Annotated in this window: 22 protein-coding genes and 1 pseudogene; 14 read left to right on the top strand and 9 right to left on the bottom strand. The window is 70.6% G+C overall.

From position 1 onward, the window contains the following. The 5 genes and pseudogenes from DJ75_RS02370 to glpA all read right to left on the bottom strand — a co-directional run. Positions 1–423, bottom strand: a pseudogene (locus DJ75_RS02370) (CRTAC1 family protein); the annotation flags it as partial. 103 nt (positions 424–526) lie between these two features. Further along, positions 527–1,525, bottom strand: coding sequence for a hypothetical protein (locus DJ75_RS02365; RefSeq protein WP_094522277.1), 999 nt, complete (start codon positions 1,523–1,525; stop codon positions 527–529). Positions 1,526–1,731: 206 nt separating this feature from the next. Further along, positions 1,732–3,246 (bottom strand): anaerobic glycerol-3-phosphate dehydrogenase subunit C, encoded by a 1,515-nt coding sequence (locus DJ75_RS02360; protein ID WP_094522275.1) that lies wholly within the window; start codon positions 3,244–3,246, stop codon positions 1,732–1,734. After that, positions 3,243–4,622 (bottom strand): glycerol-3-phosphate dehydrogenase subunit GlpB, encoded by a 1,380-nt coding sequence (gene glpB / locus DJ75_RS02355; protein ID WP_094522274.1) that lies wholly within the window; start codon positions 4,620–4,622, stop codon positions 3,243–3,245. Before glpB ends, DJ75_RS02360 begins: the two co-directional genes overlap by 4 nt. Further along, positions 4,622–6,430, bottom strand: coding sequence for an anaerobic glycerol-3-phosphate dehydrogenase subunit GlpA (gene glpA / locus DJ75_RS02350; RefSeq protein ID WP_094522273.1), 1,809 nt, complete (start codon positions 6,428–6,430; stop codon positions 4,622–4,624). Before glpA ends, glpB begins: the two co-directional genes overlap by 1 nt. 404 nt (positions 6,431–6,834) lie before the next feature. Here glpA and glpK point away from each other — a divergent pair, with 404 nt between their 5' ends. Both glpK and DJ75_RS02340 read left to right on the top strand, forming a co-directional pair. Continuing rightward, positions 6,835–8,376, top strand: a complete 1,542-nt coding sequence (gene glpK / locus DJ75_RS02345; RefSeq protein ID WP_094522272.1) for a glycerol kinase GlpK — start codon at positions 6,835–6,837, stop codon at positions 8,374–8,376. Further along, the gene (locus DJ75_RS02340) at positions 8,377–9,483 is read left to right on the top strand and encodes a hypothetical protein (protein ID WP_094522271.1); all 1,107 of its coding nucleotides are present in this window, start codon (positions 8,377–8,379) and stop codon (positions 9,481–9,483) included. Positions 9,484–9,500: 17 nt separating this feature from the next. Here the strand turns inward: DJ75_RS02340 and DJ75_RS02335 are convergent, their stop codons facing one another. After that, the gene (locus DJ75_RS02335) at positions 9,501–9,902 is read right to left on the bottom strand and encodes a hypothetical protein (RefSeq protein ID WP_094522270.1); all 402 of its coding nucleotides are present in this window, start codon (positions 9,900–9,902) and stop codon (positions 9,501–9,503) included. A gap of 154 nt (positions 9,903–10,056) precedes the next feature. Between DJ75_RS02335 and DJ75_RS02330 the strand changes: the two genes are divergently transcribed. The 4 genes from DJ75_RS02330 (at position 10,057) to DJ75_RS02315 (ending at position 12,905) form a co-directional block, all read left to right on the top strand. Beyond that, entirely contained in the window at positions 10,057–10,263 is a 207-nt protein-coding gene (locus DJ75_RS02330) for a hypothetical protein (RefSeq protein ID WP_094522269.1), read from the top strand. A gap of 76 nt (positions 10,264–10,339) precedes the next feature. Then, a complete protein-coding gene (locus tag DJ75_RS02325; protein ID WP_094522268.1) occupies positions 10,340–11,512 on the top strand; it encodes a Cdc6/Cdc18 family protein in 1,173 nt (390 codons plus the stop codon). A gap of 120 nt (positions 11,513–11,632) precedes the next feature. Further along, entirely contained in the window at positions 11,633–12,316 is a 684-nt protein-coding gene (locus DJ75_RS02320; protein WP_094522267.1) for an HAD-IIB family hydrolase, read from the top strand. A gap of 79 nt (positions 12,317–12,395) precedes the next feature. Then, complete coding sequence (locus DJ75_RS02315) at positions 12,396–12,905, top strand: MOSC domain-containing protein (RefSeq protein ID WP_094522266.1); 510 nt, start codon at positions 12,396–12,398, stop codon at positions 12,903–12,905. Positions 12,906–12,917: 12 nt separating this feature from the next. Here the strand turns inward: DJ75_RS02315 and DJ75_RS02310 are convergent, their stop codons facing one another. After that, the gene (locus DJ75_RS02310; protein WP_094522265.1) at positions 12,918–13,202 is read right to left on the bottom strand and encodes a DUF357 domain-containing protein; all 285 of its coding nucleotides are present in this window, start codon (positions 13,200–13,202) and stop codon (positions 12,918–12,920) included. A 156-nt stretch (positions 13,203–13,358) separates the two neighbouring features. On the opposite strand from DJ75_RS02310, the gene DJ75_RS02305 reads away from it, so the two are divergent. The 7 genes from DJ75_RS02305 (at position 13,359) to DJ75_RS02275 (ending at position 18,453) form a co-directional block, all read left to right on the top strand. After that, entirely contained in the window at positions 13,359–14,219 is an 861-nt protein-coding gene (locus DJ75_RS02305) for a DUF6498-containing protein (protein WP_094522264.1), read from the top strand. A gap of 69 nt (positions 14,220–14,288) precedes the next feature. Next, positions 14,289–15,038: an RNase P subunit p30 family protein gene (locus DJ75_RS02300; protein ID WP_094522263.1), complete on the top strand. Its 750-nt coding sequence runs from the start codon at positions 14,289–14,291 to the stop codon at positions 15,036–15,038. Then, entirely contained in the window at positions 15,022–15,672 is a 651-nt protein-coding gene (locus DJ75_RS02295; protein WP_094522262.1) for a class I SAM-dependent methyltransferase, read from the top strand. Before DJ75_RS02300 ends, DJ75_RS02295 begins: the two co-directional genes overlap by 17 nt. Positions 15,673–15,679: 7 nt before the next feature. Then, complete coding sequence (locus tag DJ75_RS02290; RefSeq protein WP_094522261.1) at positions 15,680–16,159, top strand: Rpp14/Pop5 family protein; 480 nt, start codon at positions 15,680–15,682, stop codon at positions 16,157–16,159. 4 nt (positions 16,160–16,163) lie between these two features. Beyond that, a complete protein-coding gene (psmA, locus tag DJ75_RS02285; protein WP_094522260.1) occupies positions 16,164–16,949 on the top strand; it encodes an archaeal proteasome endopeptidase complex subunit alpha in 786 nt (261 codons plus the stop codon). A 54-nt stretch (positions 16,950–17,003) separates the two neighbouring features. Continuing rightward, on the top strand, positions 17,004–17,483 hold the full coding sequence (locus DJ75_RS02280) for a GNAT family N-acetyltransferase (protein WP_094522259.1): 480 nt from the start codon (positions 17,004–17,006) through the stop codon (positions 17,481–17,483). Positions 17,484–17,538: 55 nt separating this feature from the next. Continuing rightward, positions 17,539–18,453, top strand: a complete 915-nt coding sequence (locus DJ75_RS02275; RefSeq protein ID WP_094522258.1) for an SDR family oxidoreductase — start codon at positions 17,539–17,541, stop codon at positions 18,451–18,453. Positions 18,454–18,455: 2 nt separating this feature from the next. Here the strand turns inward: DJ75_RS02275 and DJ75_RS02270 are convergent, their stop codons facing one another. Beyond that, positions 18,456–19,001 carry a hypothetical protein gene (locus DJ75_RS02270; protein WP_094522257.1) on the bottom strand — a complete coding sequence of 182 codons (546 nt, stop codon included), beginning with the start codon at positions 18,999–19,001 and terminating at the stop codon, positions 18,456–18,458. Positions 19,002–19,236: 235 nt separating this feature from the next. Between DJ75_RS02270 and DJ75_RS02265 the strand changes: the two genes are divergently transcribed. Next, positions 19,237–21,162, top strand: a complete 1,926-nt coding sequence (locus tag DJ75_RS02265) for a beta-CASP ribonuclease aCPSF1 (protein WP_094522256.1) — start codon at positions 19,237–19,239, stop codon at positions 21,160–21,162. Positions 21,163–21,201: 39 nt separating this feature from the next. Here DJ75_RS02265 and DJ75_RS02260 read toward each other — a convergent pair whose 3' ends face one another. Next, positions 21,202–21,951, bottom strand: a complete 750-nt coding sequence (locus tag DJ75_RS02260; protein WP_170938214.1) for a type IV pilin — start codon at positions 21,949–21,951, stop codon at positions 21,202–21,204. Between the last annotated feature and the right edge of the window lie 29 nt (positions 21,952–21,980).

Here is a 21,980-nt window from a genome sequence, read left to right as displayed (position 1 = left end):
CCGGCCGGTCCCGAGGCGGTCGAGCGCGGCGACGGACCGGCCGGCGCGCACGTCGAGGCGGTCGGCGTTCACGTCGAGCGCGAACACGTCCGTCCAGCGGAAGCCGTCGGATTCGAGCCGGCTCAAGAGGAGGTCGGGGTCGCCGCCGCCGTCGACGCCCTTGGTGCAGTTGTGGACGTACACCTCCTCGCAGCCGTCGGCGTCGAGGTCGGCCGCGCAGACGCCCATCCCGTGGCGGGTCCCGTCGGCGACGATGCCGCAGGCCGTATCGACGAACCGGTCGCCTTCGCGGGCGTACAGTCGGTTCGGTTCGCCGTAGCCAGCGACGAAGACGAGCGGTCCGTCCCGTCCCGGCGTCACCGTGACGCCGTACCCGCGCATCGGGTCGTCGTCGCCGACGAGGTCGGACCGCTCCGTGAACATGATATCCTGTCACCGCTGGGAGAATATGAACTCACGGGTTGGATTCAGGCCGAGACGCGTAAATCCGGCTCCGATTTCTCGTTACGGATTTCGCTCGCCGTCCCTACAGGTTCCGCTCGATGTACCGGTTCATCGCGCGGACGCGCCCCTCGTCGAACGTCCACATCCCGCGCCAGACCCGCGGTTCCGCCTCGACGGCGAGGAGGCCAACGCCGCCGTCCATGCCGCGATCGAGGTCCGATCCCGCGCCGCCGTCGACCGAGGTGGGTCCCCCGGGCGGTCGGTACACGACGAACCAGCTGTGGGTGAAGTCCCGGCTGTCGCCGCCGTGGACCACCGCGTCGAGGCCGCGAGGGAGGTCGTCCGGCACGCCGTACAGGTGGGTGTCGACGCCGGCGTCGACCACGCTCTCGTACACCTCGCGGGTACCGACCTCGTCTTCGATCCGCGAGAGGCGCTGGAACGACGAGCGCAGCGTCCCGTCGCCGGCCACCCAGGCGGCGCGTTCGATGAACCGGGAGATGGTGATGAGGAGGAGCTTCTGGCGGTTCGACTCGGGGTAGCCCCGAAGGGTGAATGTCGTGTCTTCGAGGCCGCTTATCACCGACGGGAGGTCGACATCCTCCAGCGTTCGGCTCCCGGTGACGTACAAGTCCGAGTTCACGAACAACACCGCGTCGCCGAGCTCGCCGAGCGTCGAGCCGGCGACGACCTCGTCGCCCTCGACGAGCAGCGCGAGGTTCTCCACTCCGCCGGGGTCGTCGCCGTCGAACGGGACGGCGTCGTTCCGCCGGAGCGCGTCGACGTCGATCACCGGCCTCTCGTCCGCGTCCGGGGATCGCATCGTCAGCCGCTCGGCGGAGAGCCCCGCCCCGCTCGCATCAGCGGGTCCGTCGGATCGCGCGCCGGGATGGTCGGATCGGGTCTCGGTCCGGTCGGACCCGGTGCCCCCGTCGCCCGCGAGGCTCCGGTCCGCCACCTGCACCGCGTCGCCGAACGTGTCCGTGAGCATGTTGAGAACGGGGTCGGGGTCGGTACGGTTGACGACCACGATGGATCGCTCGACGTCGTCGTATCGATCGAGGAGCTGTTCGAGCGTCACGTAGGCCGTCTCGGGAACTCCGCTCATTAAACGTTTGTCCGCGCTTATCCGGTCTGAGAAACGGACGCGTCGCCGAGCTGACCGGGCGTCGAACCGACGGTGTTCCGAGGCGAACCGACGGTGTTCCGAGGCGAACCGACGGTGTTCCGAGGCGAACCGACCGACCGCGGGAGCGGTCGGATCGCCTCCCGCTCAGCGCCTCTCGCTCAGGCGCCGACGGTCTCTTCGAGCAGCTGCAGCGGGTGTTTGATCTCGTACCCCGTCCCGTGTTCCATCTGCATGGCGCAGGTGGGGCACTCGGTCATCCCCACGTCGCCCTCGGCGTCCTCCATGTGTTCGAACATCTCCTCGCCGATCTTCATCGACTTCTCGTACTTCTCCTCCTTCCAGCCGTACGTCCCCGAGATACCGGAACAGGAGTCGCCGACGTCCTCCATGTTCACGCCGTCGACGTCGCGGAACGTCTCGACGGCCTGCCGGGCGAGCCCCTGATTGCGGGCGTGACACGGCGCGTGGTAGGCGTACGACCGATCGTCCGCGAGCTCACTGCCCGCGAGCTCGCCCTCCAGGTCCTCGTGGATCCGGAGGTACTCCAGCGCCTCGTAGGTGTGCTCGGAGACGTCCTCGATCCCGTGAATGTCGAACAGCTCCGGGTACTCCTGCCGGAGCGACATCGAGCAGGAGGTACAGGAAGCGATCACGTCCGCGCCCTCGCCGATGGCCTCGATCAGGCTCTCGACGTTCGTCTCCGCGTGCCGGCGGGCGTCTTTCAGCATCCCGTTCGCGAACATCGGGGTGCCGGAGCACTTCTGCGGGGGGACCATCACCTCGTAGCCGAAGTGCTCGTACACCCGGACCATCGCCTTGCCGACCTCGGGCGTGTTGTAGTTGGAGTAGCAGCCGTGGAAGTAGGCCACGCGCTTGTCCGGGTCCTCCACCTGCGCGCCGCCGCGAGCCTTCCACCACTCACGGAACGTCTCCGTGGCGAACTCGGGGAAGTCGCGCTCCTTCGGGATGCCGAGCGTCTTCTCCATCGCCCAGCGGACCGGCCCGAAGTTCATCGCGAACGACGCGGTGCGCGGGAAGACGCTCGCCAGCCGCGCCGAGGTCCGGTAGTTCGCTAAGATCCGGTTGCGGACGTACTCGACCGACAGCTTCTCCATCTGCTCTTCGACGAACTGGCCGCGCGCCTCGTTGTGCATCTGCGAGAGCGGCACCGAAGAGGGGCACGCGTCGTCGCAGCGCATGCAGTTCGAACAGGAGGTGATCGACTCGTCGATGTCGTGGTCGTCCTTGCGCTTGAGGCGCCACTGCTCGGGCCCTTGGAACTTCGGCCCCGGGAACTCGTCGTCGACTTCGGCGACCGGGCAGGAGGTGTCGCAGCTCGTGCATTTGTAGCAGGAGTCGGCCCCCTCGCGGAGGTCGAGGTCGCCGCCGGGGAACACGTCGACCGGGTCGTACGCGTCCGGGTCGAGCTCCGCCGAGTCGGAGCCGCCGGTCGCGCTCTCGACGCCGCCGTCGGTGGCTGGTCTCTCGTCGGCCTCGCTCTCGTCGGCCTCGCTCCCGCCGGCCCGCTCCCCGTCGTCGGGGACGAAGATCGACGGCTGTTCGTCGCGGCCCGCCTCCGGGACGCCGGGACTGGCCCGCGGCTCGCTCCCGTCGCCGCGCTCTCCCCCCGTTCCGTCCGTCGCCCCCGTGTCGTCCGGTGTGTCTCGTGTCATTGGGTCGCCTCCGTCGCCGCCTGCCGCCCGGCCACGAGGCCGGTCGCGAGCGACACCCCGCTCGCGGACTTCTCCCGCGCCGCGTCCGCGCCGCCGACGACGCCGCCGGCCGCGAAGACGTTCGCGTACTGTGCCTCGCCGTCCCCGTCGAGCGGGCGCCCGCGCTCGTCGGGGCGCACGCCGAACCGCGCGTACGGCTGGTCGCCGAACGCGTCGTCGACGAACCACTCGTAGCGGTCGTCGGGCTGCTCGACGTGTAAGTCGAAGACGGGCTCGCGGACGCCCTCGCGGTCCGAGTCGAGCCCCTTCCCGACGAGCCCGCCGGTCGCGAGCACGAAGGCGTCGGCGCCGTACGGCGTCTCCCTCCCCTTCCGATCGACGGCGACCGTCTCGATCCGGCCGTCCGCCTCGGTCTCGATCCCGGCGACTGGGTTGCCGGTCTCGAACCGGACGCCCTCGGCGTCGAGCGCGTCGTAGAGCGTGTCCTCCAGGCGGAGCCCCGGGAGGCTCGGCGGCCCCATCGGGATCTCGAACACGTCGGCGCCGAGCCGGTCGGCCAGCTCCGCGCGCACCTCGTCGCCGCGGTCGTCGCCGAGGAACGCCGGGAAGCCGACGCGCTCGACGCGGTCGACGCCGCCCGCCTCGTCGACGACGTCGTGGAGGTGCGGGGCGACCGCCTTCGCGAGCGCCTCGCGGGCGGGGACGCCGTCGATCTCCTCGTCGTGGTCGAGCGCCTTCGCCAGCCGGGTGACCTTCGCGTCGGCCCGGAACGCCTCCGCGAACTCCACCTCCGCGCCGGCGACGTCGAACGGGACGCCGGCGGCCTCCAGTCGGCCCGCGAACGCCCGCGCGTCGTACTCCGTCAGCGACCGGAACCCCACGATGAGCGCCGGCCGGTCGTCGCTCGCGAGCCCCGCCTCCGCGGCCGCCGGGTACCGCGCGGTCGGCTTCACGCTCCCGCCGAACGTCGGCAGGAGCGCGTTACGGTCGGTGTGGCTCCCGCGGTACGCGTCGCCGGCGAGCTCGTCGAACAGGTCGAGTCCCTCCCGGAGCGCGTCCGCGCCGATGACCCGGTAGGGGTGGCTCTCGGGGAGCCGGTCGATCCCCTCGAAGGGGTCGGCGAGGGGTCCCTCGGGGTCGGGCCACTCGTCGCGGTCGAGCTCGCGGCCCGCGGTCGGCGGTCCCTCGCGGAGCGGCTGCGCCGGCTCCGTCGCCGGGACGTAGCCGAGCGCGTCGATCAGCCCGGAGGCCTGCCGGAGCGTGCTCGACTTGTGGGAGACGAGCCGCACGTCGGCACCCTCGCGGGACGCCGAAATCGCCGCCGTGATCGCCGCCAGCCCGCCGCCGACGACGAGGACGTCGCTGTCGATCGCCATCAGCGCCCTCCGTCGGTCGTCGCGTCGTCACCTGCGCGACCCCCATCGGTCGTCGCGTCGTCGCCTGCGCGACCCCCGTCGGTGGCGGCGGTCCCGGCGTCGCCGCCCTCGTCGGCGTCGGCGCTCGCCGGGCCGGACCCGGCGCCCGCGTCGAAGGCGCCGAAGTCGACCTCGCCGTCGAGGTTCGCGGGGTCGCCGTCGCGGTTCATCGTCGTCGCGTGCAGCAGGTGGTTCAGCATCGCCTGCGAGAGCTGCCGCCCCCACAGCGCGTGGCGCTGGCCCTTCCAGCGCTCCTGGTACAGCTCGTCCTCCGCGTCGCGGACGACGGGCTCCGGGTACTCCCGCGCCAGCTCAGAGGCGATGCGGTGGGTGCAGAAGCCGCCCTGACAGTTCCCCATCGAGGCGCGGGTGCGGAGCCGGACCGCGTTGAGGTCGCTGCCCGCCTCGCCGATGGCGTCCTGCACCTCGGCGCGCGTGACGCCCTCGCACTCGCAGACGATCGGGTTCGGGTCGTACTCGTCGAGGACCTCGTCCGCGCGCGACCCGAGCCGCTGCCCGGAACGGCGGGCGACCGGCGAGCGGAGCCCGAACTCGTCCATCAGCTCCTCCATCCGCGCGTCGCTCTCCGACCCGGGCAGCGGCGCCTCGGCGGTGTCGCAGGTCGCCTCGTGACCGAGGACCTCGCAGACGTGGTCCGAGATGGACTCGGCCATCATGCGGTAGGTGGTGAGCTTCCCGCCGACGATGGTCGTCATCCCCGGCAGGTCGTCGCGGTCGCCGTGGTCGAGCAGGAAGTAGTCGCGCGTGATGTCGGTCGGGTCCTCGGTGCCCGTTCCCGGCGGCTCGTAGAGGGGGCGGACCCCCCAGAACGACCGCAGCGTGCGGGCGTCCTTCAGCGCGGGCACGAGCTCCGAGAGCGTCTCGATCATCAGGTCGACCTCCCACTCCTCCTCGGGGTAGTCCTCGGGGTCGTCGACCTCCTCGTCAGTCGTGCCGAGGATGCAGGCCGTCTCGTGCGGGACGACGATGTCCGCGTCGCCCTTCGGTCGGCACCGGTTGATGACGGTGTCGACCTGTCGGGTGTTCATCACGGTCATCACGCCCTTCGACGGGCGCACCTCTACGTCGACGCCCGCCATCTCGCCGACGTTGCCGGCCCACGCGCCGGTGGCGTTGACGACGTGTCGCGCGCGGATCTCCTCGGTCGTCCCGGGCTCGCGGTGGACCCGCTTGCCGGGGCCGGTCTCGTGTTCGATCTCGACGCCGACGACCTCGCCGTCCTCGACGAGCACGTCGGTCACCGGGGCGTGCGTCTCGACCCGCGCGCCGTGCTCGCGGGCGTCGGCCGCGTTGGAGACGCAGAGCCGGAAGGGGTCGACCGCGCCGTCCGGGAGCGCGATCGCCTTCTCGACGTCGCGGGCGAGGTACGGCTCGCGGCGGCGGGCCTCCTCGCCGTCCAGCACCTCGACGGGGATGTCGCACGCGCGGCACCCCTCCAGCTTCTCCTGGAAGTACTCCTCGGAGTCCTCGGGGCGCTTGACGAACATCCCCCCCGTCTCCTCGACGCAGTGGGACGCGATGTCGCGGAGCACCCGGTTCTCCTCGATACACTCCCTCGCGCTCTTCTGGTCGGAGACCGCGTACCGACCCCCGCTGTGGAGGAGCCCGTGCATCCGTCCCGTCGTGCCGTGCGTCAGGTTCCCCTTCTCGACGAGCACCGCGTCGAGCCCCCGCCGCGCCAGGTCCCTGACGACGCCGCAGCCGGTCGAGCCGCCCCCGACGACCACGACGTCCACCTGATGGTCCATAACCGACCGCTCGGACCCCGTCCACTTTACTTTACCTCCTCTTTACGGGTTCGCATAACTATCAGGGACGTTCAAGTAGTGCAAGCGTTGGCGCCAGCGGTTTGTTTATATATTCTCTTTTTGAACCGCGCTCAAAAGCGGATTTTAACAGTTAGATTATTATGGTAGTACATTATGTTCACGAACGGCGTGGTAGCTTCCGTGAAGATATACCGCGGCGACGGCGGTGACCCCCGTCGAAACGCGGCCGCGCGTCCGGCCTGCGGGTCGGACGCGGTCGCTCGGGGGTCGCCTCGCGGAGCCGAGTCCCGGCCGAGCCGGGACGCGACCCTCTCGGGACGCGCCCGAGACGGGATCGGCGGCGTCGCCGCGTGCGGACCAGCGCCACAGGAGGGATCCAAAACATGACACAGTACGTCGGTGCGATAGACCAAGGGACGACCGGCACCCGATTCATGGTGTTCGACCACGAGGGCCAGGTCGTTACGAACGCTTACGAACAGCACGAACAGATTTACCCGAACCCCGGATGGGTCGAGCACGACCCGATCGAGATCTGGGAGAACACCCAACAGGTCGTCCTCGACGGGCTCGCGGACGCGGGGCTGGAAGCGGACCAGCTCGACGCGATCGGGATCACCAACCAGCGCGAGACGACGATCGTGTGGGACAAAGACTCCGGAAAGCCGGTCCACAACGCCCTCGTGTGGCAGGACCGGCGGACGACGGACCGCGTCGAGGAGATCCAGGAGGCCGGGAAGGTCGAGGAGATCCGCGAGAAGACCGGACTGGAGTGCGACGCGTACTTCTCCGCGACCAAGACCGAATGGATCCTCGACAACGCGGAGCCGCTCAAGATGTCCGCGTCCCGCGGCCGAGACCTCCGCGACAGGGCCCGCGACGGCGAGCTGCTGATGGGCACGATCGACGCGTGGCTCATCTACAACCTGACGGGCAACCACATCACGGACGTCACGAACGCTTCCCGGACCATGCTGTACAACATCCGGGACATGGAGTGGGACGACGAGCTCCTCGAGGAGTTCGACGTGCCGCGTGAGATGGTGCCCGAGGTCCGACCGTCCTCCGACGAGGACTACTACGGCCACACGGACGCGGACGGCTTCCTCGGCGAGGCGGTTCCCGTCGCCGGCGCACTCGGCGACCAACAGGCCGCGCTCTTCGGGCAGACCTGCTTCGACAAGGGCGACGCGAAGAACACCTACGGAACCGGCGCGTTCTACCTGATGAACACCGGGGAGGAAGCCGTCGCGTCCGACAACGGGCTGCTCACGACGGTCGGCTTCCAGATGTCCGGCGAGCCGGTACAGTACGCGCTGGAGGGGTCGATCTTCATCGCCGGCGCGGCGATCGAGTTCCTCGAGGACGTCGACCTGATCAACAACGCCGCACAGACCGCGGAGCTGGCCCGATCGGTCGACTCGACCGACGGCGTCTACATGGTTCCGGCGTTCACCGGGCTCGGCGCCCCCCACTGGGACGGCCGGGCTCGCGGGACCATCGTCGGGATGACTCGCGGCACCGCCAAGGAACACATCGTCCGGGCGACGCTGGAGAGCATCGCCTACCAGACCCGCGACCTCGCGGAGGCGATGGAGGCCGACTCGGGCGTCGAGATGACCAGCCTCCGCGTCGACGGCGGCGCGGTCAAGAACAACTTCCTCTGTCAGCTGCAGGCCGACATCATCCAGACGGACATCGTCCGGCCGGAGGTCGACGAGACCACGGCGCTCGGCTCGGCGTACGCCGCCGGCCTCGCCGTCGGCTACTGGGACACCGTCGACGAGCTCCGCGATAACTGGCAGATCGACCGCGACTTCTCGCCGGAGAAGGAGCAGGAAGAGGTCGACAAGCTGTACGACCGCTGGGACGACGCGGTCGAGCGCTCCCTCAATTGGGCACAGGACGACGAGGAGGACGAGTAGATGAGCGCCGAGGCTTCGGCGTTGCTCGCGTCCGGCGACCTGCTCGCGCAGTCCGGCGGGGTGCTCGCACAGTGGAGCGCCGGTTCGATCGGCGCGGTGCTCGACATCCTGCTCGACCCGACCATCTGGCTCGGCGCGGCCGCCGGCGGGGCGTTCGGCGCCGCGCTCGGTGCGCTCCCGGCGTTCATCTTCACCGGCTTCCTCGTCATCGCCGGCGTGTGGGGCGGTGACGCCGCCATGGGGTCGGGCGTCGGCGTCGGGTTCGGTCCCGTCTTCGGGCCGCACATCTCCTTCGCCGGCGGTGCGGCGGCGTCGGCGTACGCGGCGAAGAACGGCGCGATGGAGTCCGGCTTCGACTACCACAACGCGAAGGACATCGGCTTCGCGCTCGGGAGTCGACCTGACATCCTCGCGGTCGGTGCGGCGTTCGGTGTGTTCGGCATCGTGCTCGAACAGACGCTGCGGAACCTGGCGATCCCGACGGACCCGATCGCGTTCACCGTCGTCGCCAGCGCGCTGGTCCACCGGGCGGTGTTCGGCTACTCGGTGATCGGCAACGTCAGCAGCAAGGCGAGCGGCTACTTCGACATGGGACCGTTCGAACGCGAGGAGATGCGCGATCCGAATGAGGTCCCCGGCGACGGCGACAAGTCCAGCGAGGACCGCCTCGCGGTCGAGCCGTGGCTGCCGAACATGTACAAGTGGTCGCACGTCGCGGCGATCGGTGCGGCCGCCGGACTGGCGGCCTCCTACGCCGCGATCCAGACCGGGAACGTGTTCCTCGGGTTCGGTATCAGCGCGGCGACGCTGCTGTTCCTGAACCTCGGCGTCGACCGGATCCCGGTCACTCACCACATGACGCTACCGGGCGCGACGGCGTGGGCGGCGTTCACGGGAGCGGGCTTCAGCGGCACGGTCGGACTGGTCGCGGGGGCCGGGTTCGGCCTCCTCGGCGCCGTGATCGGTGAGGCCTTCCAGCGCGTCTTCTACGCGCACGGTGACACTCACGTGGACCCGCCGGCCGCGGCGATCTTCATCTCGTCGTCGATCCTCGCGGTCCTGGCGATCCTCGGCGTCCTCGGCTCCATCTGGGTGCCGGGAACCTAAGCGTCGCCTTCCGGCTTTTATCCCGCCGGAAGCGTCGAAGAAAGAACCACGTACGCAACGACACCAGCGATGATCCCGACACCAACCGAGGTAACGAACCCTTGAGTGAACGCGAACGCGGCGACGGCGATGACGGACAGCACCACCAGCCCGATTCCGGCGGCGCCGTGGTGGTACGCCCCGACCGTCGGGTGGTCGCTGAGCGACGTCCGGTCCGACTCCGGGACCCGAACGCTCGCGTGATACGGGACGTACAGCCGGACGCCGACGCCGGCGGTCGCGGCGACGATAGAGGCGAACTGGACGTCGACGACGAGCTCGCGGACGACGAGGAACGCGGCGATCGCGACGATCAGCGCGACCGCCTTGCTCCGCTTGTCGGCCTTGACGACCGACTCGTCGAACTCTGGTTCGGACATACTCCGCGGGAGGCGGCCGGGGGTGTTAAGATTGTGGACGGCGGCGGGAGCGATCGCGTCGCCGTTGTCGTCGCCGGTGCCGTTCTCGGCCGCGACCGCCGGCCGGCGACGGCGTTCGAGGTGGATTTAACGTCGCCGGGCGAGAGGGGCCGATATGAACGCGGAGACGCTGGGACTCGAGAGGCGCGACGGTCGAAACATGCTCGTGGTCGCCGGAATCGTCACTCTCGTGGTGGCGGCGACCGCGGAGGGACCGGTCGGGGCGCGCGTCGTCGCCGGCGCGATCGTCGGCGCGGTCGCGGCCGCCGTGTTCGTCGCCTCGACGCTCCTTATAAACCGGTACAAGCCCGACGGCTGGTGAGGTCGCGGCGGCGAGCCGGTCGGACCGAGCGCCGCGCTTCGTGCCTGTTTTATTCGGACACACAGGAGGGTCGAGCGTGAACATCGACGACCGGATCGAGCGCAGGCTGGGGTACGACGCCGGGGCCGGCGTCCTCGTCGACCTCGACGCCGTCTCCCCCGTCTCACACGTGGACTCGCCCACCGGTCGGGGGCCGGTGTTCGAGCGCCTGCTCGACGTCTTCAGCCCGGCGTTCTCCGGGACGCTCCCGCCGAGCGCCTACGTGCACGGCCCGAAGGGGAGCGGGAAGTCCGCCGTCGTCTCCGCGCTGTTCGACCGCCTCGCGTCCCACAGCGGCCCGCGGCGGGCGATCCAGACGACGACGAGGGCGGTCGAACCCACTCTCCCGGGGTTCGTGTACGTCGACGCCCGCCGCGGCTCGACCCGGTTCCGGCTCTACCACGACGTCCTCTCGACGATCGGCGACGACCCGGTCCCGGAACACGGGATCGGCACCGACGAGCTCGCGGACAAACTGCGGGAGGGCGTCCGCACCGGTCCGGATATCGTCGTCGCGGTCGACCACACCAACGAGCCGGAGACGCCGGACGCGACGACCGTCGTCGACTGGCTCTCGGACATCGGCGGGCACATCTCGCCGGTCTGCCTCGGTCGGGACCCGCCCGACGCGATCGAGTGGGAGCCCGACGAGTCGGTCGCCTTCGAACCGTACCGGCGCCACGTGCTCGTCGAGCTGCTGACGAGCCGGTGTTCGACCGGGCTCGGTCGCGACGCGATCAGCCACGACCAGATCCGCGAGGTCAGCGAGTGGGCCGACGGCGACGCCCACGACGCGCTCGCCGCGATCGCCGGCGCCGCGATCAGCGCGGAGCGCGCGGGCGCCTCCACGATCCGGCCGACCGACCTCGACGCGGGGATCGAGGAGGTGCCGAAGCCCGGCGTCGCGCTGGGCCGCGTGCTCGCCCTTTCCGAGAGCCGACGGCGGCTGCTGTACGAGCTAGTCAGCCTGCCGGAGGACGACCGGGCCTCGGTGAGCGCGGCCACGGAGACGATCGCCTCGCGGCCCGCGGTCGACCTCTCGGCGTCCACCGTGCGCCGAGTGCTGTACGAGCTGGCGGACGCGGGGCTGCTCGACCGGGTGACGGTCAGCCAGAGCCACGGGAAGGGCCGCCCGCCGAGTCGGCTCATCCCGCGGTTCCCGACGCTCGTGTTCCGAGAGCTGTTCGACCGGCCGTCGTGGCCGGCCTGACCCGCCGTCATAGACCAAGCCGCCGCGGCCGACGGCCGCGGACCCCTCTTTATCGACGCCCGCGAACGGGCGCCGCCGAGAGAACGCAAGACAGTTGCGCCCGGCCTCCCGACCGCGGGTATGGCGCCGCCCCTCGCGCTGGACATCGACGGGACGCTGACGACGCCGAGCGGTCGGATCGACCCCCGCGTCTTCGAACTGTTGCCCGGCTGGGACGCGCCGGTCGTCTTCGCGACCGGGAAGGCGTTCCCCTATCCGGTCGCGCTGGCGCACTTCCTCGGCCGACCCGAGCTCGTGATCGCCGAGAACGGCGGGATCGCGTACGCGGACGGCGAAACGACCGTGCTCGGCGACCCGACGGCCCCGCGGGCCGTCGTGGAGGCGTTCCGCGAGCGCGGCGGGGAGGTCGGCTGGGGCGCAGGCAACACGGTGAACCGCTGGCGGGAGACGGAGGTCGCGCTGTCGCTCGACGCCGACGAGGCGCTGCTCCGCGAGGTCGCCGCGGCGGCCGACGGCGACGTCGAGGTCGTCGACACCGGCTACGCGTACCACGTCAAGTCGCCCGCCGTGAGCAAGGGGCAGGCGCTCGAACGCGTCGCCGACGCGCTCGGGCTCGCACCCGACGAGTTCGCCGCGGTCGGCGACAGCGAGAACGACGCGTCCACGTTCGCCGTCGCCGGCGAGTCGTACGCGGTCGCCAACGCGGACGCGACCGCCCGCGACGCCGCCGACACCGTCCTCGACGATGGGTACATGGACGGGACGGCGGCGCTGTTGGCCGAGCTGCGCGAGCGGAGCGGGTGACTGGCCGCGGCCGTCGGCGGGCCCGAGGCCGCCGCGACGCCCCGCAACCGCTTTGTCGGTCGTGGTCGTCTGACGCGTCATGACCGGACGGATCGAGGCGATTCACGTCGCTCCCGAGTCGGGCGCGCCCATGGAGGAGCGAGACAGCGTCGAGGCGGTTTCGGGGCGGGGACTGCGCGGCGACCGGTACTTCCTCGACAGCGGGACCTACTCGCGGTCGGCGCGCGACGTGAGCCGCGAGCTGTCGCTGATCGAGGGCGAGACGCTCGACGCCGTTGAGCGCGACTACGGGATCGCCGTCGGCCCGGACGAGCACCGGCGCAACCTCACCACCAGGGACATCGGGCTCAACCGCCTCGTCGGGGCGCGGTTCCGCGTCGGCGACGCTGTCTGCGAGGGGGTCGAGCTCTGCGAGCCGTGCTCGTACCTCGAATCCCTACTCGAACGCGAGGGGCTCCGCGACGCGCTCGTCCACCGGGGCGGGCTCCGCGCCAGGATCGTCGAGGACGGCGCGATCGAAACCGGCGCGCCGATCCGGATTCTCGGCGACGCCGACGGCGCCGCGCGGTCGCGGCTCGAGGATTCGTAGCCGCGCCGCCGCTCACGTCGTGAACAGCTCTGTGTCGTCGGGGACGGCGAACAGCCCGAGCCGGACGCCGGCGTCGAGCCACCCGTAGCCGTACGAGTACGAGGCGAGCGCGTTCACCGGGTCGTCGTCCCCGCGGAAGTGACGTCCGTCTTCGAGGTACGACTCGGCCATCTCGGCCACGTCGGCCGCGGCCTCGCCGAGGGGCGTGTCGGCCGGCGGTCGCGGCTCCGCGGCCGCCAGCGCGTCGGCGAGCATGCGCTCGTATCGGTCCGTCTTCTCCTCTAAGTCGGCGGCCATGCGTCGGGGTTGCGCGGAGGCGATGAAAAGAGCGTCGGGCCCGCGGGCGACTGCGGCCCCCGGAGGGCGAGGCGTGGACGGCTATACCCCCGGACGACGGCGCGAAGGGCCCCGAGAGAGCCGATTTTAATACCGACGCGCCCCCGACACCGAACGATGCCCTCCGACGGATCGCCCGACTCCGGTCTCGGCCCGTCTCGTCCGCTGGACCCGACCGGCCGCGCGGCCCTCGGACTCGTGGTCGCGACGAACCTCCTCCCGCTCGTCGGCGTCGTCGCGTTCGACTGGCGCGTCGGCGAACTGCTCGCCGTCTACTGGATAGAAGTGGCGGTGATGGTGCTCGCGTACAGCGTCGTCGCGCTGTTCGCCGAGCGCCCGATCGTCTTAGCGGACCGGTCGTTCTACATCGTCGGCTACTCCGACGACGCGGAGCGCGGCGAGGTGTGGGAGAGCGATCCGGAACCGATACGCGTCGCCTCGTGGCTTCCGCCGGTGTACCGCCGAAACGCGGGCGTCGTCGTCCGGTCGCTGGGGGTCTTCGGGTTCCTCCTGTTCCCGCTGCTCGGGGTCGGATGGGACGCGCTCGATTATCTCACGCCGACCGTCGGGCTGGCGACGCTCGGGATCTGCGGCGCGCAGGTCGCGGAGGTGCACCGGGAATTCCTTGCCGAGCGCGCCTACGAGGAGCGGTCGCCGTACATGGTCGTCGAGGCGGCGCAGCGCGTCGTCTTCTTCTACTTCGTCATCGGGGTGGTGACCGCGGTCACCGTCACCGCCGGACTCGTCGCGGTCGAAGGGTTCGTCGCCCCCGGCCTGATCGACGCGACCGTCGACGCGGTCGGCGTCGAGGCGGTCGTTCTCCCGTACCTCCTGCCGATCACGATCGCGAAGGCGACGGTGGAGTGGAGTCGGCGACGGGCCCACCGCGAGGCGGAACCGGACGGGATCGCGACGTGGTTCACCGGTGAGGACCCGAGGCGGGAGTGGGAGACGGAGGAGTCGACCGGAGACGGGTAACCCGGCCGGGGCGCGGCGCCCGGCGCGGAAAGCGCAACGACGATACCGGCGGAGCCGAAACGGGCGGGCATGTACGAGGCCGTCCACGCCCACCCCGACGGCGACGCGACCGTCGCCCGCCACGCCGCCACCGCGGCGCGGTACGGCTACGACGGGGTCGTCGTCCGCACGCGGGACGCGCTCGCGCCGGCCGGCGAGGGCGGAGAGAGTGAGCGGGGAGGAGCCGACGACGGACCGCCGGCGGCGGCCGCCCTCCGCGAGGAGTACGGCGTCGACGTCGTCGACGCGGTCGAGATCGACGTCGCCGACGCCACGAGCGCCTCCGGCGCCGTCGGAAACTACCGCTCCGAGCGCACCGTCGTCTGCCTCGCGGGCGGCGACGACGGCCTCAACCGGTTCGCGGTCGAGGACCCCCGCGTCGACGTGCTCGCGCGTCCGATGGACGGCCCGGGCGATGTCAACCACGTCCTCGCGAAGGCGGCCCGCGACAACGCGGTCCACGTGGAGTTCGACCTCGGGCCGCTGCTCCGCTCCAGCGGCGGCAGGCGGGTGCGGGCGCTCGCCGACCTGCGGAAGCTCCGCGAGATCGTGACCTACTACGACGCGCCCCACGTCGTCAGCGCGAACGCGCGGTCCCACCTCGCGCTCCGGGCGCCCCGAGAGCTGGTCGCCGCCGCCGAGGCGGTCGGCTTCGACCCGGAGTGGGTACGGGACGGGCTCCGGGCGTGGGGCGCTATCGCGGCGCGCAACCGGGAGCGGCGCTCCGAGGCCTTCATAGAGCCGGGGGTCCGACGTGGCAGGTATGAAGAAGAGCGTTGAGGAGCACGCGGCGCGCTTCTCCGAGAAGGCGGCCGAGTACGACGATTCGAAGAGCGACGAGTACCACGCCTGCGCGAGCCTCGTCGTCGAGTACGCCGACCCGAACCCGGACGACGTCGTCCTCGATTTGGGCGCGGGCACGGGCGCCATCTCGCTGGCGCTCGCGCCCGACGCGGAGCGGGTGCTCGCCCGCGACATCAGCGAGGGGATGATGGACGAGGGGAGACGCAAGGCGGAGGAGCGCGGCCTCGCCAACGTCGAGTTCGCGTACGGCGAGTTCCGCGAGCCCGAGGTCGACCCCGGTCAGCGGATCGATATCGTCACCTCGAACTTCGCGCTCCACCACCTCGGCGACGACGAGAAGCGCGAGGCGATCCGCGAGATGGCCGCGACGGGGGCCCGCCGGATCGTCCTCGGCGACGTGGCGTTCTTCGAGGGGCCCGACCCGGAGGCGCCGTTCTACGGTCCCGAAGTCGACGACCCCGCCACCGTCGGCACCCTCGTCGAGGCGTTCACCGCCGAGGGGTTCGCGGTGACCGCGGTCGAGCGCGTCCACGACCAAGTCGCCGTGATCGTCGCGGAGCGGCTCGGCGACCGGAGCGACGGCGAGCCCGGGGCCGAGCGCTCCGGGTGACCACACCGTGAAACACCTCCCGAAGCACCTCCGGCCGCGGTGGCGGTACCTCGCGGTCGGGATCGAGACGTGGCCCGACGCCGACCTCGGGCGCCGCGCGTTCCAGCGCGCGCTCTGGTACGCCGCCGGCAACCTGATCGGCGACGCGGGGAGCGCCGACGCCGACCTGACCCTGCTCTCGTTCATGCACGGTGACGGGACCGGGGAAGCGGTGGTCAAAGTCCGGCACGGCCACGTCGCCGAGGCGCGCGCGGCGATCGCCTGCGTGAGCGAGGTCGACGGCGACCCGGTCGGGATCCACGTCCGTGGGATCTCGGGGACGGTGCGTGCCTGTGAGGAAAGATATATGCGTCGCGCGGGCGCTAATTCAACACAGCGAGACGTCGCGTTCGGGGACGCCGAGCGACCCGCAGTCGTGCGCGAGGACGCGTGCGACGTGTGGGTCGGGTCGGGTTACGTCGGCGCGGCGGCGTTCGACATCGAGTGATATCATGCAGGGCCAATCCCAACAGCAGGCGTACGACCGAGGAATCACCATCTTCTCTCCCGACGGCAGGCTCTACCAGGTCGAGTACGCCCGGGAGGCGGTGAAACGCGGGACGGCAAGCGTCGGCGTCCGCGCCGAGGACGGCGTCGTCCTCGCAGCCGACAAGCGCGCCCGCTCCCCGCTGATGGAGCCGGAGAGCATCGAGAAGCTCCACAAGGCCGACGACCACGTCGGCGTCGCGAGCGCCGGTCACGTCGCCGACGCCCGCCAACTCATCGACTTCGCGCGCCGGCAGGCGCAGGTGAACCGCCTGCGCTACGGCGAGCCGGTCGGCATCGAGACGCTGACGAAGAACATCACCGACCACATCCAGCAGTACACGCAGATCGGCGGCGCGCGCCCCTTCGGCGTCGCGCTGATCGTCGGTGGGATCGAGAACGGCGAGCCGCGACTCTTCGAGACCGACCCCTCCGGCACCCCCTACGAGTGGCAGGCGCTCTCGATCGGTTCCGACCGGAGCGACCTCCGCGACTACCTAGAGGAGGAGTACGAGGAGGGTATCTCCACCGACGAGGCGGTCGGGCTCGCGCTCGACACCCTCGCGCAGTCGAACGACGGCGAACTGGCGCCCGACGGCGTCGGCGTCGCCACGATCACCGTCGACGACGACGACGGCTACACCGAGCGGTCGAACGAGGAGATCGAATCGATCCTCGACGAGCGGGACCTGCTCGAGAGCGAGGAGGACGAGGACGACGCCGACGACGCCGGCGACGCCGACGAGGAGTAAGGTCGGGTCGCCCCGGGTCGAAACGTCCATTTTTCGAGGCGCGAACGGGGACCCATGAGCGACGACCACGCGGTCGAGTCCGACGGGCCGGATCCGGGACGGGACGGCCACGCGCTCCCGGCCGGCTACGAGCTGCGAGAGACGACGCCGTCGGTCGACGCGTTCCGGCGGCTCCGGCGGGAGGCCGAGATGAGCGACCGGTCGCGAGAGGCGGTCGAACGGGGGCTCCCGAACACGACGCACGGCGTTCACGTCATCGAGACCGAGACCGGGTCGGCGGTCGGAATGGCGCGGATCGTCGGGGACGGCGGATCGATATTTCACCTCTCGGATACGGCCGTCGCGGAGCCGCATCAGGGGCGAGGGATCGGAACGGCGATGATGGACGCGCTCGTCGCGTGGCTCCGCGCGAACGCGCCGGACGGCGCGTACGTCGACCTCCTCGCCGACGTCGACGGCTTCTACGAGCGGTGGGGGTTCGAGCGGACCGCGCCCGCGTCGCGGGCGATGGGGATCCGGACCGAGGAGCTGTGACGCGAATCCTGCTCCGGGCGTCGCGGGGGAGACCGGCGCTCGGGTCGGGAGAGTTATGCCGTCGGGGGCCGACCGACGACGCGTGCAGAAGACGGTACTCATCACCGGCTGTTCCTCGGGTATCGGCCGCGCCGCGGCGCACGCGTTCAACGACGAGGGGTGGACCGTGTACGCGACCGCGCGGAACCCCGCCGACATCGAGACGCTCGGCGAGGCGGGCTGCGAGCTCGCCACCCTGGACGTCACCGACCAGTCCGACGTCGACCGCGTCGTCGACCGGATCCTCGACGAGGAGGGCGCGATCGACGCCCTGATCAACAACGCGGGGTACGGCCAGTTCGGCCCGATCGAGGACGTGTCGACGGCGGCGGTCCACGAGCAGTTCGACGTGAACGTGTACGGGCCGCACCGGCTCACGAAGGCGGTGTTGCCGGCGATGCGCCGCGAGCGCGACGGGACTATCGTCAACGTCTCCTCGGTCGCCGGGCGCGTCTCGTTCCCCGGGGGCGGCGTCTACAGCGGCTCGAAGTTCGCGGTCGAGGCGATGTCCGACGCGCTCCGCAACGAGGTCGCCGAGCACGGGATCGACGTCGTCGTGGTCGAGCCCGGACCGGTGAAGACGAACTTCTCGAAGCGCGCGCAGGCGGAGGCGGGCGTCGGTTCGGACGGGGGCGAGGGCGACGGAGACGACGCGGGCGGGAGCGGCGCGTCGAACGGCGACGACGACCGCTCCGGCGCCTACGAGGAGTTCTACGCGCTGTTCGAGGACGCGAAGCTCGTCGGCGGCGGGGGTCCCGGCGCGGTCGAGCCGGAAGTCGTCGCCGGCGCGATCTACGATGTCGCGAGCGCGACGCAACCGCCCGCGCGCGTGCAACCGGGCACCGCCGCCCGCGTCGGCGTCCTCGCGCGCTTCCTCCCGGACGCGGTGCTCGACCGCGGCTACGAGTTCGTCCTGAAATTCACGTCGTAGCGTCAGCCGCCCCGCTCCGGGCCGCCGGTCCCCGACTCGTCGCGGCCCGGCGCGACCGCGAACGGGCTCTCTCCCTCCCGCCACTCCCAGCCCGGGAGCCGCGTCTGGAAGCCGGCGGCGAGCGCCGCGTCGAGGTCGTCGGCGCCGGCGGTGCCGGCGTCGTCGCCCGACGCGGTCTCGTCCTCGCTGACGTGAACGTCGACGAAGTGGAACGTCGCCTGCCCGAGCAGCGAGAGCGGCCGGCCGCCGGCGAGCGTCGCCGCGAGCTCGCGGCCGAGGGCCTCGTCGACGACGAAGCCGGGGTAGTCGTCGGCGACGTCGAGGTCACGGAGGAGCGCGACGCAGCCGGCGACGTTGACCGCGACCTCGCCGTCGGCGAAGACGGCGTCGACCTCGCGGCGGTACGCCTCGCGGCTCACCGGGGCGACGTCCGTCTCGAACAGCGTCCCCAGTCGCTCGCGGGTCTCGTTGATCAGGGGAACGACGACCGGCGCGCGGTCGCGGACCCACGCGCGCTCGTCGCGGACCGTTTCGGGGGTAACGCGCATGGGGATTCGAACGCCACCGCCGGGCAAGGGGCTTGCCCTTTGCGAAGGGTTTTATAATAACGGGGGTATACGTCCACCTAAGCGGGTTTTCGCTGGCTGTTCCCGCACGGTACCACCTACGGACAGTACTACCACTATGCCTACCCCGTCACGGTCGACCGTTCGGCGACGAGCCACGTACCGGCGCGCGGACGCGTTCGACGGCGGCGGCGACCCCGACTACCCGCGGTAAGATATGAGTCAAGTCGACAAGCAGCTCGATACACTGAAATCAGAGATCGAACAGGAGATTCCGAACGACATCACGGTCACCGACGTCAAGTACGAGGGCCCGGAACTGGTCGTCTACACCCGCGACCCGAAGCGGTTCGCCGGCGACGGCGACCTGATCCGCCGGCTCGCCTCCAAGCTCCGGAAACGAATCACGGTCCGCCCGGACCCCAGCGCCCTCTCTCCGCCGGCCCGCGCCGAGGAGGAGGTCCGCGAGGTGATCCCGGACGACGCCGGCGTCACCGACCTCGACTTCCACGAGGACACCGGCGAGGTCGTCATCGAGGCGGAGAAGCCGGGGATGGTGATCGGCCGACGCGGCTCCACGCTGCGGGAGATCACCCAGGAGGTCGGCTGGACCCCAGAAGTCGTTCGGACGCCGCCCATCGAGTCCTCCACCGTCTCGAACGTGCGCGGCTTCCTGAAGACCGAGCGCGAGGAGCGCCGCGACATCCTCGAGCGCGTCGGGCGCCAGATCCACCGCGAGGAGATGTCCGACGACGAGTGGGTCCGGATCACGACGCTCGGCTGCTGTCGCGAGGTCGGCCGCGCCGCGTTCATCCTCTCGACGCCCGAGACCCGGATCCTCATCGACTGCGGCGACAAGCCCGGCGCGGAGGGCGAGGTGCCGTACCTGCAGGTCCCCGAGGCGCTCGGCGCCGGCGCGGCGACGCTCGACGCCGTCGTTCTCACGCACGCTCACCTCGACCACTCGGCGCTGATCCCCCTCCTGTACAAGTACGGCTACGACGGCCCGATCTACACGACCGAGCCGACCCGCGACCTGATGGGCCTGCTCACGCTGGACTACCTCGACGTCGCCGCCAAGGAGGGGCGGACGCCGCCGTACGAATCGGCGCAGGTCCGCGAGGCGATCAAACACACCATTCCGCTCGAGTACGGTGACGTCACCGACGTGGCGCCCGACGTGAAGCTCACCTTCCACAACGCGGGCCACATCCTCGGGAGCGCCGTCACGCACTTCCACATCGGCGACGGGCTCTACAACGTCGCCTTTTCGGGCGACATCCACTACGAGGACACCCGCCTGTTCAACGGCGCGGTCAACGACTTCCCGCGGGTGGAGACGCTCGTGCTGGAGTCAACCTACGGCGGCCGCGACGACTACCAGACCGACCAGGCCGACTCAGAGGAGGCGCTCAAGGAGGTCATCAACGAGACGTACGAGCAGGGCGGGAAGGTCGTCATCCCCGCGTTCGCCGTGGGGCGCTCCCAGGAGATCATGCTCGTCTTAGAGGAGGCGATGCGGAAGGGCGAGATCCCGACGATGCCCGTCCACCTCGACGGGATGATCTGGGAGGCGACCGCGATCCACACGACCTACCCCGAATACCTCCGCGACGACCTCCGCGACCGGATCTTCCACGACGACGAGAACCCGTTCCTCGCGGAGCAGTTCAACCACATCGACGCCGGCGAGGACGAGCGACAGGAGGTCGCCGACGGCGACGAGTGCATCGTCATCTCCACCTCCGGGATGATCGAGGGCGGGCCGATCATGTCGTGGCTCCGCCACATCGGCCCCGACCCGGACTCGAACCTCGTCTTCGTCGGCTACCAAGCGCAGGGAACGCTCGGCCGCCGGATCCAGAACGGCTGGGACGAGATCCCGGTCGACGGCTGGGGCGGCGGGAGCCGCGGCGACACGCTCACCCTAGAGATGGGGACCGAGGTCGTCGACGGCTTCTCCGGCCACGCCGACCGGCAGGGGTTAGAGAACTTCGTGAAGACGATGAACCCGCGGCCGGAGAAGGTGCTGTGCGTCCACGGCGACGAGCGCTCCGTGCAGGACCTCTCCTCGGCGCTGTACCACGACTACAACATGCGGACGTTCGCGCCGAAGAACCTGGAGACGTTCCGGTTCAAGTAACGCCGGCCATCGGTGGAGCGGGCGTCGGGGACGCGGCTGTCAGGCGTCGCAACCGGGCTTGTCCCGCTCGGTCGGTCCGTCGGTGGCCGCGGTCGCGACCGCCGTCGTACGCGCGATGGGCTGCTCCTCCTCGACGCCGATGAAGCGGATCTCGACGGAGTCGCCGGGCTCCATCGGACGGTCGCCGCTGAACTCGATCGGGTACCTGTTCTCGACGCGGAAGAACGGCTCGTCGCCGGCGCCGCCGGCAACGTCGTTCTGACCCGATTCGACGTACTCGTACGGCGGACCGTCGACCCCAGTCTCCCCGTCCTCTTGGTACCGATTGTGGACCATCCGGACGGTCAACGCGTCGCCGACCGCGAAATCGCCGGTACAGAACTCACCGACGTTCTGCGAGTGAAACTCCTGTTCGGAGTCCTCGTCGAACAGGTTCGGGTTCAGGAAGCGAACCTGTCCGCCCTCGCCGTCACCGCCCTCCCAGCGGACGAGTATCGAACCCACCTCGTCGCCCTCGAACGACGGGCCGGCGACGTACTCCATGCGGACGACGTCGACGTCGCCTCGGGGCGGATCGCTGACCCGTGAGTTCCACCCGCCCCACGCCCGGTGTTCGGGTCCGAGCGTCACCTCGGTGTCACCGAACGCGCGCGGCTCCTGCGGTTCCGTGAGCGCGCTGCCGATATCGAAAACTGTGACGCCGATACTCGCCGCGATTATCACGACGATAGCGGCCATGAGAATCGTCGCGACCACGGTGCTGACGCCGCGGTCGTCGCTACCGCGCATCGATCACCCCGTCGCCGGCGACGCAGTCG

The sequence above is a fragment of the Halorubrum sp. Eb13 genome, assembly GCF_002252895.1.
Taxonomy (GTDB): Archaea; Halobacteriota; Halobacteria; order Halobacteriales; family Haloferacaceae; genus Halorubrum.
The sequence above is the reverse complement of the archived record's forward strand: the minus strand, read 5'-3'. Positions and strand labels throughout refer to the sequence as shown.

Bases quoted from the DNA above. Each gene is read 5' to 3' on its own strand.
- DJ75_RS02310 (WP_094522265.1), bottom strand. From the start codon at position 13,202: ATGGCCGCCGACTTAGAGGAGAAGACGGACCGATACGAGCGCATGCTC.
- DJ75_RS02275 (WP_094522258.1), top strand. From the start codon at position 17,539: ATGCCGTCGGGGGCCGACCGACGACGCGTGCAGAAGACGGTACTCATC.
- DJ75_RS02295 (WP_094522262.1), top strand. From the start codon at position 15,022: ATGAAGAAGAGCGTTGAGGAGCACGCGGCGCGCTTCTCCGAGAAGGCG.
- DJ75_RS02270 (WP_094522257.1), bottom strand. From the start codon at position 19,001: ATGCGCGTTACCCCCGAAACGGTCCGCGACGAGCGCGCGTGGGTCCGC.
- glpB (WP_094522274.1), bottom strand. From the start codon at position 4,622: ATGGCGATCGACAGCGACGTCCTCGTCGTCGGCGGCGGGCTGGCGGCG.
- glpK (WP_094522272.1), top strand. From the start codon at position 6,835: ATGACACAGTACGTCGGTGCGATAGACCAAGGGACGACCGGCACCCGA.
- DJ75_RS02315 (WP_094522266.1), top strand. From the start codon at position 12,396: ATGACCGGACGGATCGAGGCGATTCACGTCGCTCCCGAGTCGGGCGCG.
- DJ75_RS02335 (WP_094522270.1), bottom strand. From the start codon at position 9,902: ATGTCCGAACCAGAGTTCGACGAGTCGGTCGTCAAGGCCGACAAGCGG.
- DJ75_RS02340 (WP_094522271.1), top strand. From the start codon at position 8,377: ATGAGCGCCGAGGCTTCGGCGTTGCTCGCGTCCGGCGACCTGCTCGCG.
- DJ75_RS02305 (WP_094522264.1), top strand. From the start codon at position 13,359: ATGCCCTCCGACGGATCGCCCGACTCCGGTCTCGGCCCGTCTCGTCCG.
- DJ75_RS02300 (WP_094522263.1), top strand. From the start codon at position 14,289: ATGTACGAGGCCGTCCACGCCCACCCCGACGGCGACGCGACCGTCGCC.
- DJ75_RS02265 (WP_094522256.1), top strand. From the start codon at position 19,237: ATGAGTCAAGTCGACAAGCAGCTCGATACACTGAAATCAGAGATCGAA.
- glpA (WP_094522273.1), bottom strand. From the start codon at position 6,430: ATGGACCATCAGGTGGACGTCGTGGTCGTCGGGGGCGGCTCGACCGGC.
- DJ75_RS02330 (WP_094522269.1), top strand. From the start codon at position 10,057: ATGAACGCGGAGACGCTGGGACTCGAGAGGCGCGACGGTCGAAACATG.
- DJ75_RS02320 (WP_094522267.1), top strand. From the start codon at position 11,633: ATGGCGCCGCCCCTCGCGCTGGACATCGACGGGACGCTGACGACGCCG.
- DJ75_RS02360 (WP_094522275.1), bottom strand. From the start codon at position 3,246: ATGACACGAGACACACCGGACGACACGGGGGCGACGGACGGAACGGGG.
- psmA (WP_094522260.1), top strand. From the start codon at position 16,164: ATGCAGGGCCAATCCCAACAGCAGGCGTACGACCGAGGAATCACCATC.
- DJ75_RS02280 (WP_094522259.1), top strand. From the start codon at position 17,004: ATGAGCGACGACCACGCGGTCGAGTCCGACGGGCCGGATCCGGGACGG.
- DJ75_RS02260 (WP_170938214.1), bottom strand. From the start codon at position 21,951: ATGCGCGGTAGCGACGACCGCGGCGTCAGCACCGTGGTCGCGACGATT.